This is a genomic window from Anaeromyxobacter soli (assembly GCF_022808855.1).
GTDB lineage: Bacteria > Myxococcota > Myxococcia > Myxococcales > Anaeromyxobacteraceae > Anaeromyxobacter > Anaeromyxobacter soli.
The window spans coordinates 24,850-35,735 of sequence record NZ_JAKZLF010000043.1 but is presented as its reverse complement, the minus strand read 5'-3'; the positions used below and the strand labels follow the sequence as shown (position 1 = coordinate 35,735).

The window sequence follows — 10,886 nt, the reverse complement described above, 5'->3', positions numbered from 1 at the left end:
GGCCACCGCCGGGACCGAGGAGAGGCTCCCCCCCGGCGCGGTCGCCCGGCCGAGCCAGAATCCGCCCGCGAGCGCGAGGAGGAGGGAGATACCGAGGAGGACGGCCAGGAGGCCTCCCCGCGAGGAACGGGGCGGGCGCGACGGCGGCGGATCGATCGACAGGCTGACCATGGGGACTCCGGAGGGGGAAGCAAAAGAGACGAACGCGCAGGAGTGGCGCTCTCTTCCGGGGTCCTGCGCGGCACCTGAGGGGTTCCCCGCTCGCCCCCCTCCCACGGGCTAGAAGAAGAAGCGATCGACGACCCCGCGACTCCACTCGATGACGGTCGGCCAGCCCACCACCGCGTCGAGCGCCTGCTCGGCGGCGTCGAGCGGCACCTTCTCCTCGACCACGCTCGCGCTGCAGGCGACGAGGCGGCACGCGCCCGCAGCACGCGCCTGGTGGAGGAGCGCCCCCGGCTCGTCGGGCTCGGCGTCGTGCGCGGCCACGACCGCCGGGACCGCCTGCCCGAACAGGTAGACGTCCACCCGATCCCCCATGGACGCGACGGCGAGGGCGCAGGAGCCGGCGAGGCGGAGGGCGCCAGGGTCGGCGTGCGAGAGGAAGACGGCCACGCGGCGATCGGGCATCCGGCCACTCATACGCGGATCACGGGGGCTCTGCTATAAGACGCCCGCCATGTCCGAGGAGAAGAAGCCCGAATCTGGCCCGGTGGTGATCCGCAAGGGCCACGTGAAGCCTCCGCAGCCCGGCGAGAAGATCGAGGCGCCGCAGGAGGAGCGGCTCGCGCCAGCGCCACAGCGCGACGCGCGCCCGCTCTGGCAGCGCGTGGCCGAGGAGAAGTCCGGCGGCGGCCGCGGTGCGCCGTCCTCCGGCCCCGGCCCGCGCCGCGGACCGCCGCGCGGCGATCGCCCGCAGCGCGGGGGCGAGCGGCGCGATCGCGGCGAGCGGCCCCGCGAGCCGCGCGCGCCCGGGGCCGAGCGCGCCGGCCCGCCGCCGACCGCGCCCGAGCCGCCGCCGGCCCCCGAGCTGGCGATGCCGGACGAGGGCTCCTTCGCGGACATGCTCGCCTCCGAGGGCGCGGCGCCCCGCCGCCGCTTCCAGGTGGGCGAGAAGGTCGCGGGCAAGATCATCCAGCTCGGCCACGACGTGGCGTTCCTGGAGCTCGGCTCGGGGGTCGCCGAGGCGATGATCGAGGTCGCCGAGCTCAAGGACGCGGAGGGGAACGTCACCGCGCGCGAGGGCGACATCCTCGACGCGGTGGTGATCCACGCCGACGACCGGGGCGTCATCGTCTCGAAGGGCCACGCGCGCGCCACGCGGGATCACGCGCGCGAGGCGGTCATCGAGGCGGCCCAGACCGGCCTGCCCGTGGAGGGGCTCGTCAAGGCGGCGAACAAGGGCGGCCTCGAGGTCGAGGTCCACGGCGTCCGCGCCTTCTGCCCGATGTCGCAGATCGACGTGCGCTTCGTGGGCGACCCGGCGACCTTCGTCGGCCAGAAGCTCCTGTTCAGGGTGCAGCGCGCCGACGCGCGCGACTGCGTGCTCTCCCGCCGGGCCCTCCTCGAGGAGGAGCGCGCCGAGAAGGCGCGCGCCACGCGCGAGCGGCTCGCCCCGGGGGCCGTCTTCGAGGGCGTCGTCACGAGCGTGCAGGACTACGGCGCGTTCGTGGACATCGGCGGGGTCGAGGGGCTCGTCCACGTCTCCGAGCTGTCCTGGGATCGCGTCTCGAAGCCGCAGGACCTCCTCAAGTCGGGCGACGCCGTGCAGGTGCAGGTGCTCCGCATCGACGAGGATCCGAAGAAGGGCGAGCGCATCGGCCTCTCGGTGAAGTCGCTCGCGCCGAGGCCGGAGCCGGTCGCGGCGCCCGCGGGCGAGCGGCCGGCTCGCCCCGCGCCGCCGCCGCCCCCGAAGGCGGGCGACGTGGTCGAGGTCACGGTCGACAAGATCGAGAGCTTCGGCGTGTTCGTCCGCTTCGCCGGCGGCCGCGGCCTCGTGCCCGCGAGCGAGAGCGGCACGCCGCGCGGGTCCGATCTCCGCAAGTCGTTCAAGGTGGGCGACGGCTTCCGCGCGCTCGTGCTCGCGATCGACGAGCAGCACCGCATCCGCCTGTCCAAGACCGGCGCGGAGGATGCCGCGGAGCGCGCCGAGGCGGCCGAGTACCAGAGGTCCGTCCCCCGCCCGTCGGGCAAGGGCTTCGGCACGCTCGGCGATCTGCTCCGGCAGAAGCTCGAGAAGAAGTAGCGGCGTTCCTCGCCGCCGCCCTGCGCGCCCGCTCGTCCCGGCCTCGCCGGGGGAGCGGGCGCGGTCGCTTCGGGCGCGAGGGTCCTGGCCGACCGCAGGCGGGCCCGCGCTCGGGGTCGGGCGCGGAGCGCGAGCAGGGCCCCTCGGCGTCCTCTCAGCCGCGCGGAGCGAGCCCCTCCCCCGGCTCCGTCTCGAAGGCGTGCGGAGGATCCCCGCTCGCCGCGGCCTGCGCGCGGAGCTCGCCCTCCCCTCCCTCGCCGCCCTGCGCTCGGGGCGCACCCGGCTGCTCGATCGCGACGCCCCAGGGCGCGAGGCCTCCCGCGGGCTCGGGTCCGAGGTTGGCGCGCACCACGAGCCCCGGCCGGTGGAGCGTGTAGGCGGTCCCCTCGCGCTCGACGCGCGGCCAGGCGCGCGCGATCTCGACGCGGTGCGCCCGCCGGAGCGCGAGGAGCCGCTGGTAGTGCCCGCGGAGCGCGCCGTGCCGACCGTCCCGGCGGTGCGAGAGCTTCGCGCGCAGGAAGGTCTCCTCCGCCTGCGGGTCGGGGATCTCCCCGGCTCCTTCGGCGATGAACTCGTTCTTGCGCCCCTCCGAGACCGCCGCGGCGAGCGCGGGATCCGTGTGGCTCGTGAAGTACGGGAACGGCCGGTCCTCCCCGTACTCCTCGCCCATGAAGAGGAGCGGCAACCCCGAGCCCAGCACGACGAGCGTGGAGAGCGGGTAGAGGGCGTCGAAGGGGACGAGGGCGGAGATCCGCTCGCCGTGAGGCCGGTTGCCCACCTGATCGTGATTCTGAACGCAGGTGACGAACCGGACGGGCGCGAGGCCGGCGACGTCGGTGCCGTGCGGCCGCTTCCGGTAGCCGGACCACTGGCCCTGGTAGACGAACCCCTCCGCGAGCGCCCGGCGGACGTCGTCTGGGCCGCCGAAGTCGCCGAGGAAGCCCTTCCGCTCCCCCGTGACGAGGGCGTGGAGCGCGTGGTGGAGGTCGTCCGCCCAGACCGCCGAGGCCCCCCAGCCGCCTGGCGGCGGGTCGAGCACCTCGCGGTCGTTCTCGTCGTTCTCCGCGATGACGTGCACCTCGCGCCCCGCGTCGCGGCCGGCCGCCCGGACCGCCTCGCCGAGCTCCGCGACGAGGTGCACGGGCGAGTCGTCCAGGATGGCGTGCGTCGCGTCGAGGCGCAGCGCGTCCACGTGGAAGTCGCGGATCCACTGCACCGCCGCGCCGATCATGAACCCGCGCACCGGCCCTGAGCCGTCGCCGTCGAGGTCGAGCGCGTCGCCCCAGAGCGTTCGATGACGGTTCGTGAAGTAGGGGCCGAGCTCCGCGAGGTAGTTCCCCTCGGGACCGAGGTGGTTGTAGACGACGTCGAGGCACACCGCGAGGCCGAGGCCGTGGGCGCGGTCGACGAAGCGCTGCAGCGCCGCGGGGCCGCCGTACGCCTCGTGGACCGCGTAGAGCTCGACGCCGTCGTAGCCCCAGTTCCGGGCTCCCGGGAAAGGCTGGACGGGCATGAGCTCGACGCAGCTCACGCCCAGGTCGAGGAGCTCCCCGAGCCGCTCCCCCGCCGCGTCGAGCGTCCCCTCGGCCGTGAACGTCCCGACGTGCAGCTCGTAGAGCACGAGCGCGTCCTGCGGGAGCCCCCGCCAGCCTGCGTCCTGCCACGCGTGCCGGCGCGGATCGAACACCTCCGACGCGCCGTGCACCCCGTCCGGCTGGCGGCGGGTGGCGGGATCGGGCCGGACGCGCCCGTCCTCGAGGACCAGCGCGTAGCGCGTCCCGTCTCCGGCCGCGAGGTCCCCGGCGAACCAGCCGCCCGGCTCGGCGCGCAGCGGGTGCTCCAGGCCGTCGATGCGGACCGAGATACTCCTCATCTTCGGGGCCCAGACCTCGAAGCGAACCCGCCCGTCCGGCAGGATCGTGGGCCCGTGCGCATGGCGCGTCATTCCGGGAAGCTACGGGGCAGGAGAGGGTCGCGGAACCCCCGCGAAACGGCCCATCCGGCCGGGCCATCCGGGATTTACCCGCCGACTCGTCCGGCCGAGATTATGGAGCCCCGGATCGGAAGGCGGGGGTCGACGTAGCTCCCTCCGTGCGCTAGCTTGGCCCGCCCCCGCCCAGCTCGGACCTCGGCGATACTCGACCACTTTCCGACCCAACCCCAAAAAGGAAACCACGGGATGGCTACCTCTTCCGATCGCCCCACGACGAACCCTCATCTCCTCGGCTGGGTCGACGAGATGGCGAAGCTCTGCAAGCCCGACCGCGTGTACTGGTGCGACGGCTCCGAGGCCGAGAAGAAGCGCCTCACGGAGGAAGCCGTCGCCGCCAAGGTCCTCATCCCGCTGGACCAGAAGAAGTGGCCGGGCTGCTACTACCACCACTCGAACCCGAACGACGTCGCGCGGGTCGAGCACCTCACGTTCATCTGCACGCCGACGCGCGAGGAGGCCGGGCCCACCAACAACTGGATGGCGCCGAAGGAGGCCTACCACAAGCTCGGCCAGCTGTTCGAAGGCTCGATGAAGGGCCGCACGATGTACGTCGTCCCGTACATCATGGGCCCGGCGGCGTCGCCGTTCTCGAAGGTCGGGTTCGAGCTCACCGACTCCGTCTACGTCGCGCTGAACATGGGGATCATGACGCGCATGGGGAAGGTCGCGCTCGACCGGCTCGGCCAGTCGGACGAGTTCAACCGCGGCCTCCACTCCGTGGCCGACTGCAACCCCGACAGGCGCTTCATCTGCCACTTCCCGCAGGACAACACGATCTGGTCGATCGGCTCGGGCTACGGCGGCAACGCCCTCCTCGGCAAGAAGTGCCTCGCGCTCCGCATCGCGAGCTACCTCGCGAAGAACGAGGGCTGGCTCGCCGAGCACATGCTCATCCTCGAGGCGGAGAGCCCGCAGGGCGAGAAGCAGTACGTCGCCGCCGCGTTCCCGTCGGCCTGCGGCAAGACCAACTTCGCCATGATGATCCCGCCGGCCGCGTACAAGGGCTGGAAGATCCGCACCGTCGGTGACGACATCGCGTGGATGCGCGTCGGCGAGGACGGGCGGCTCTGGGCGGTGAACCCGGAGAACGGCTACTTCGGCGTCGCGCCGGGCACGAACCGCAAGACGAACCCGAACGCGATGGACTCGGTCCGCAAGGACACGCTGTTCACGAACGTCGCGCGCACCGCCGACGGCGACATCTGGTGGGAGGGCTGGGACACCGAGCCGCCCGCCGAGCTCATCGACTGGAAGGGACAGCCCTGGAAGAAGGGCTCGACCGAGAAGGCGGCGCACCCGAACAGCCGCTTCACGGCGCCGGCGCGGAACAACCCGGCGCTCTCGCCCTTCGTCGACGATCCCAAGGGCGTGCCCATCTCGGCGCTGATCTTCGGTGGCCGCCGCTCCACCACCGTGCCGCTCGTCCTCGAGGCCTTCAACTGGACGCACGGCGTCTACCTCGGCGCGACGATGGGCTCCGAGACCACCGCCGCCGCCACCGGCGCGGTCGGCGTCGTCCGCCGCGATCCGATGGCGATGCTGCCGTTCTGCGGCTACGACGCCGGCTCGTACTTCCAGCACTGGCTCGACATGCAGTCGCGCATCCCGAACCCGCCGAAGGTCTACATGGTGAACTGGTTCCGGAAGAGCGCCGACGGCAAGTTCCTCTGGCCGGGCTACGGCGACAACATGCGCGTGCTGAAGTGGATGCTCGATCGCGCCGCTGGCCGCGTGGGCGCGCAGGAGACCCTGCTCGGCTACACGCCGAAGGCGGGCGACCTCGACCTCTCCGGCATCGACGCGAAGCCCGAGGCCGTCGCCGCCGCCACCCGGATCGATCTGGGCGAGTGGGAGAAGGAGCTCGAGTCGCAGGAGGAGTGGTTCGACAAGCTCGGCAAGACGCTGCCGCGGCCGATCGCGCTCCAGCGCGAGATCCTGCTCGAGCGCGTCCGCTCCGCGCGGAAGGTGCAGTAGCGAGATCACACGGCCCAGCGGGCCCGGCCGCTCGGCGGCCGGGCCCCCTCCCCGCCGTTTCCCGACGGGCGCTTCCCTGCTCGGGCCGTTAAGCTCGTCGTCGAATGTGCACCCTCGCAGTCGCCCTGGGGACGGATCGCCGCTGGCCGGTGGTGGTGGCGGCGAACCGCGACGAGCGGCTCGGGCGGCCGTCGGAAGGCTGGGCGCTCCGTGCGCTCCCGGGCGGCGAGCGCTACGCCGCGCCGCTCGACGCGCTCGGCGGCGGCACCTGGATCGGCCTCTCGCGGACGGGCGTCGTCGCCGCGCTCACGAACTACCACGCCCCCCTCGACTGGTACCCCGACCTCGCGCGCCGCTCGCGCGGCGAGCTCGTGCCCCTCGCCCTCGCGGCCGGGTCGGCGGAGGGCGCGCGCGCCGCGTTCGGCGCCGTCCGGCCGGACGCCTGGAACCCCTTCCACCTCGTCGTCGCCGACGCACGCTCCGCCTTCCTGTGGTGGTACGACGGCGAGCGCGCGGGCGTCGAGGCGCTCGGCCCCGGCCTGCACGTCGTGACCGAGAACGCCTGGGACGGGCGCTGCCCGCGCGCGGCGCTCGTGCGGGCGCGCTGGCCGCTCGACCCCGGCGTCGAGCGGCTGCGCGAGGTGCTCACCGTCCACGCCCCGGAGGGCGACCCCGTGCCCCCGCGCGGCGCCGCGGCCTCCGGCGCCGCGACCTGCATCCACATGGACCCCGCGTACGGGACGCGCTCCTCGACGGTGCTGCGGCTGACCCGGGAGCTCGCGACCTCGGAGCTCTGGACCGCCGACGCCCGCCCCTGCCTCGGGCCGCTCGAGGACCGCTCCTCGCTCGCGGTGGCGCTGGCGCGGACGGCTTGACGCGCCGCCACCGCCGCGCCATGTAGAGCGGCGCATGGGCCTCCTCGATCGCGTGTCGTTCAAGAAGCAGGACGTCGAACCGCCCGAGGCGATCGACCTCGTCGACGGCGGCGTCCGCATCCTCTGGCGGGGCGGGCCGGAGGTGACGCTCCCGAACCACCTGCTCCGCGACTTCTGCCCCTGCGCAGGCTGCGTCGAGGAGGGCACGGGCCGGAAGCTCCTCGACCCCACCACGATCCCCTCCGACATCCGCCCGCTCGGCCTCGAGGCGGTGGGCAACTACGCGCTCCGGATCCGCTGGTCGGACGGCCACGACACCGGCATCTACTCGTGGGAGACGCTCCGCCGCGCGTCGGGGCTCTGGAAGGACTGACGCGGAGGGTCGCCGAGCGGCGCTCAATCAGACATACGCCCGCGCCGGCACCTCGACCGGTGCGTATCGATTGTGCTCCGGCGCGTGCCCCTCGCGCACGTGCCCGAACCTCACCGCGCGCGGGTCGCCCCGGCCGCCGCGGAGCGCGTGCACGAGCAGCCGGACGGTGTTCGTGTCGGCGTGCCCGAGGGCGGCCTCCGAGACGAGCACGTCCGCCGCGCCGCGCGCGCTGTAGGCGGCGGAGCGGAAGGCGCGCGGCTGGGTGAGCGCCGCGAAGGCGCTCGCGACCGAGACCACCTCGATGGAGCGCGAGGGCGCCACGCCGAGCGCGGGGTAGCCCTGCCCGCAGCGCCAGTGGTGGCTGCGCGCCGCGGCGACCGCGGGGTGAGCGCCGAGCACGGTCGCGAGGTGATACGCCCCCGTGAGCGGGTGCGCCGCCACACGCAGCGCGTCCTCTCGCGAGAGCCGCTCGGCCGGCGCGAGGAGCCGCGGCGGGAGGTGTCGCATGCCGAGATCGTGGAGCAGGGCCGCGGCGGCGAGGTCGGGGACGCCGCGCGCCGTGCCCACCGCCGACAGGAGCATCCGCACCGCGGCGGCGGCGGCGGCGAAGGCGTGCGCGTGCACCGCGGCGGCCTCCCGCCGCGCCGCGACGAGCTCCTCGACGAGCACGTCCGGCAAGAGGGCGTTGCCCAGGGCGCGCGCCACGGCCTCGCGCACCGCGTCGCCGTGGAAGAGGTGCCGGTACTCCGCCGCCCCGAGCGGCGCGTCGACGTCCCGCGCGAGCTCGGTCTCGGCGAGCCTGCGGCGGGGCAGCGCCGGCGCGCGGTGGGCCGCGTCCGCGATCGACTCGGGAGAGATCACCGTCCCGCGCCGCGCGACGAGCGCGCCGCGAATGTCGACGATGTCGTGGGTGAGCGTCAGGCGATCGAACATGTCGCCCGGTCCAAGCTAGCAGAGCAGAGCCGCTCCCCGGAGCGCGCGCCCCAACGAGAGGCGCGGGTACCACCCGGTGGAGGGAGCGGCAGGGCCTGCGAGCGCCCGGTGAGCCGGGACCCGGCGGAGCGCGACGTCAGCGCCGTCGGCGGGAGAGCGCGCGGTCCATCTCGCGCTTCGTCTCGCGCTCCGCGATGGCGTGGCGCCGGTCCTCGTGGGCGCGCCCCTTCGCGAGACCGAGCTCGACCTTGGCCCACCCGCCCTTGAAGTAGAGGCTGAGCGGGACGAGCGTGTAGCCGCGCTGCTCGACCTTGCCGCGGACGCGGTCGAGCTCGGCCCGGCTCATGAGGAGTTTCCGGTCGCGCAGCGGCTCGTGGCCGAAGTGCGCCGCCTGCTTGTACTCGCCGATCCGGCAGTTCACGAGGAAGAGCTCGTCGCCCCTGGGCAGCGCGTAGGCGTCGGAGAGGTTCACGTTCCCCTCCCGGAGCGACTTCACCTCGCTGCCGGTGAGGACGAGCCCCGCCTCCCACGAGTCCTCGATGGAGAAGTCGAAGCGGGCGCGACGATTCGTCGCGACGATCTTCTCGCCCTCCGCGCCTCGCGCGCCGCCGGTGGCCTTCGCGCTCATGGCAGCCGGAGGTTGTCGATGAGGCGCGTCGCCCCGGCGTAGGCCGCGACCAGCATCACGCTCCCGCGCTCCGCCCGCGCGACCGGCGCGAGCGAGTCGGGGTGGACGATCTCCACGTAGTCCACGCGGAGGCCCGCGGCGTCGAGGCGCGCCCGGGCCCGCGCCACGAGCGCCGCCGCGTCCCGCTCGCCGCGGAGCGCGGCGTCCGCCGCCTCGCGCAGGGTGCGGGAGAGCGAGAGCGCCCGCTCCCGCTCCTCCCTCGACAGGTAGGCGTTCCGCGAGGAGCGGGCGAGCCCGTCCGGCTCGCGCACGATGGGCATCCCCACGATCTCGACCCCCATCGCGAGGTCGTGCGTCATCGCGCGGATCACCGCCAGCTGCTGGAAGTCCTTCTCCCCGAAGAGCGCGACGTGCGGCCGGGACAGGTTGAGCAGCTTCGCGACCACCGTCGCGACGCCTCGGAAGTGGCCCGGCCGCGAGGCGCCGCACAGCCCCTGCGACGCGCGCTCGACCGTCACCCAGGTCTGGTGATCGGGAGGGAACATCGCGCTCGGGTCGGTCGGCGCGAGGACCCAGTCGACGCCGGCCGACGCGCACTTGGCGAGATCCCCCTCGAGATCGCGGGGGTAGCGGGAGAGATCCTCGTTCGGCCCGAACTGCGTGGGGTTCACGAAGATCGACGCGAGCACGAGGCCGCGCCGCCCGCCGGCGTCCGCGCGCGCGCGCGCCTCACGCATGAGCGAGAGGTGGCCGTCGTGGAGGAACCCCATCGTCGTGACGAGCGCGAGGCGGGCGCCGCCGTCGCGCGCCGCGGAGCAGCGCGCCTGCCAGACGGCGGGATCGGTGATGAGCTCGGGTGCTTTCATCTCGGGAGGGCTGGCTGGCTTTCGTGGCGCCGGGCGCGGCGCGCGGGGAGGCTACACCGGTGCGCCCATGACGCCGCCGGAGGGCTCGGAGTCGTCCTCGTCCTGCTCCGCCGCGACCGGGACGAGCCGCACCGACGAGGAGTGGAAGCTGTGCGCGTCGTCGGGGAACGCGCGGCGCTTCACCTCGCCGACGTACGCGCCCAGGGCGGCGGTGACCGCCTGCCCGATCTCGCCGAAGCGCTTCACGAACTTGGGCGTGAACGCGTCGTCCATGCCGAGGAGGTCGTTCAGGACGAGCACCTGCCCGTCGCAGTGCGGGCCTGCGCCGATGCCGATGGTCGGGATGCGGAGCTGGCTCGAGATGATGCGCGCCAGCTCGGTGGGGATGCACTCCAGCACGACCGCGTAGCAGCCCGCGAGCTCGAGCGCGCGCGCGTCCCGGAGGAGCTGCTGCGCCTTCTCCGAGTCCTTCCCCTGCACCACGTAGCCGCCCATGCGGTGGACCGACTGCGGGGTGAGCCCGATGTGCCCCATCACCGGCACGCCGGCGCGGACGATGCGGCGGATCACCTCGACGAACTCGGCGCCGCCCTCGAGCTTCACCGCCTCGACCCCGCCCTCCGCGACGAGGCGCACCGCCGCCTTCACCGCGTCGTCGGCGCTCGCCTGGTAGCTGCCGAAGGGCAGGTCGCCGACGAGGTGGGCCCGGCCGGCCCCGCGGGCGAGGCCGCGGCGCACGGCGGCCGAGTGGTAGATCATGTGCTCGAGCGTGACGGGCAGGGTCGAGTCCTGGCCCTGCACCACCATGCCGAGCGAGTCGCCGACGAGCACGGCGTCGACGCCGGCGGCGTCGGCGAGGCGGGCGGCGGTCGCGTCGTAGGCGGTGACGACGGCGATCTTCTCGCCGGCGTCCTTCATCCTGCGAAGCTCGTGGACGGTGACCCGCTTTCGCGGCGCGGTCTGGCTGGACATGGCTCGCTTCCTCCGGTGTAGGCCCCG

General features: G+C 74.1%; 10 protein-coding genes. 4 read left to right on the top strand and 6 right to left on the bottom strand.

Annotation, left to right across the window (positions count from 1 at the left end):
- Positions 1 to 279 precede the first annotated feature (279 nt).
- A complete protein-coding gene (locus MLV88_RS21345) occupies positions 280 to 630 on the bottom strand; it encodes a hypothetical protein (RefSeq protein ID WP_242373274.1) in 351 nt (116 codons plus the stop codon).
- 49 nt (positions 631 to 679) lie between these two features.
- On the opposite strand from MLV88_RS21345, the gene MLV88_RS21340 reads away from it, so the two are divergent.
- Positions 680 to 2,245 carry a 30S ribosomal protein S1 gene (locus tag MLV88_RS21340; RefSeq protein WP_243338654.1) on the top strand — a complete coding sequence of 522 codons (1,566 nt, stop codon included), beginning with the start codon at positions 680 to 682 and terminating at the stop codon, positions 2,243 to 2,245.
- A 154-nt stretch (positions 2,246 to 2,399) separates the two neighbouring features.
- On the opposite strand, the gene treZ is transcribed toward MLV88_RS21340, so the two are convergent.
- Positions 2,400 to 4,190, bottom strand: a complete 1,791-nt coding sequence (gene treZ / locus MLV88_RS21335; RefSeq protein ID WP_242372152.1) for a malto-oligosyltrehalose trehalohydrolase — start codon at positions 4,188 to 4,190, stop codon at positions 2,400 to 2,402.
- Positions 4,191 to 4,424: 234 nt separating this feature from the next.
- Here treZ and MLV88_RS21330 point away from each other — a divergent pair, with 234 nt between their 5' ends.
- From MLV88_RS21330 to MLV88_RS21320, 3 genes are all read left to right on the top strand, one after another.
- Entirely contained in the window at positions 4,425 to 6,212 is a 1,788-nt protein-coding gene (locus MLV88_RS21330; RefSeq protein ID WP_242340664.1) for a phosphoenolpyruvate carboxykinase (GTP), read from the top strand.
- Between the two features lie 104 nt (positions 6,213 to 6,316).
- The gene (locus MLV88_RS21325; RefSeq protein WP_242340663.1) at positions 6,317 to 7,087 is read left to right on the top strand and encodes an NRDE family protein; all 771 of its coding nucleotides are present in this window, start codon (positions 6,317 to 6,319) and stop codon (positions 7,085 to 7,087) included.
- A gap of 34 nt (positions 7,088 to 7,121) precedes the next feature.
- Entirely contained in the window at positions 7,122 to 7,460 is a 339-nt protein-coding gene (locus MLV88_RS21320) for a DUF971 domain-containing protein (RefSeq protein ID WP_242340662.1), read from the top strand.
- Positions 7,461 to 7,487: 27 nt separating this feature from the next.
- Here MLV88_RS21320 and MLV88_RS21315 read toward each other — a convergent pair whose 3' ends face one another.
- From MLV88_RS21315 to panB, 4 genes are all read right to left on the bottom strand, one after another.
- Complete coding sequence (locus tag MLV88_RS21315) at positions 7,488 to 8,393, bottom strand: HD domain-containing phosphohydrolase (RefSeq protein ID WP_242340661.1); 906 nt, start codon at positions 8,391 to 8,393, stop codon at positions 7,488 to 7,490.
- 136 nt (positions 8,394 to 8,529) lie between these two features.
- Entirely contained in the window at positions 8,530 to 9,021 is a 492-nt protein-coding gene (smpB, locus tag MLV88_RS21310) for an SsrA-binding protein SmpB (RefSeq protein ID WP_242340660.1), read from the bottom strand.
- Complete coding sequence (panC, locus tag MLV88_RS21305) at positions 9,018 to 9,887, bottom strand: pantoate--beta-alanine ligase (protein ID WP_242340659.1); 870 nt, start codon at positions 9,885 to 9,887, stop codon at positions 9,018 to 9,020. Before panC ends, smpB begins: the two co-directional genes overlap by 4 nt.
- 51 nt (positions 9,888 to 9,938) lie before the next feature.
- Complete coding sequence (gene panB, locus MLV88_RS21300) at positions 9,939 to 10,859, bottom strand: 3-methyl-2-oxobutanoate hydroxymethyltransferase (protein WP_242340658.1); 921 nt, start codon at positions 10,857 to 10,859, stop codon at positions 9,939 to 9,941.
- Positions 10,860 to 10,886: the final 27 nt, after the last annotated feature.

Excerpts from the sequence above, each read along its gene's own strand:
- MLV88_RS21345 (WP_242373274.1), bottom strand. The coding sequence starts at position 630 with ATGCCCGATCGCCGCGTGGCCGTCTTCCTCTCGCACGCCGACCCTGGC.
- MLV88_RS21340 (WP_243338654.1), top strand. The coding sequence starts at position 680 with ATGTCCGAGGAGAAGAAGCCCGAATCTGGCCCGGTGGTGATCCGCAAG.
- treZ (WP_242372152.1), bottom strand. The coding sequence starts at position 4,190 with ATGACGCGCCATGCGCACGGGCCCACGATCCTGCCGGACGGGCGGGTT.
- MLV88_RS21330 (WP_242340664.1), top strand. The coding sequence starts at position 4,425 with ATGGCTACCTCTTCCGATCGCCCCACGACGAACCCTCATCTCCTCGGC.
- MLV88_RS21325 (WP_242340663.1), top strand. The coding sequence starts at position 6,317 with ATGTGCACCCTCGCAGTCGCCCTGGGGACGGATCGCCGCTGGCCGGTG.
- MLV88_RS21320 (WP_242340662.1), top strand. The coding sequence starts at position 7,122 with ATGGGCCTCCTCGATCGCGTGTCGTTCAAGAAGCAGGACGTCGAACCG.
- MLV88_RS21315 (WP_242340661.1), bottom strand. The coding sequence starts at position 8,393 with ATGTTCGATCGCCTGACGCTCACCCACGACATCGTCGACATTCGCGGC.
- smpB (WP_242340660.1), bottom strand. The coding sequence starts at position 9,021 with ATGAGCGCGAAGGCCACCGGCGGCGCGCGAGGCGCGGAGGGCGAGAAG.
- panC (WP_242340659.1), bottom strand. The coding sequence starts at position 9,887 with ATGAAAGCACCCGAGCTCATCACCGATCCCGCCGTCTGGCAGGCGCGC.
- panB (WP_242340658.1), bottom strand. The coding sequence starts at position 10,859 with ATGTCCAGCCAGACCGCGCCGCGAAAGCGGGTCACCGTCCACGAGCTT.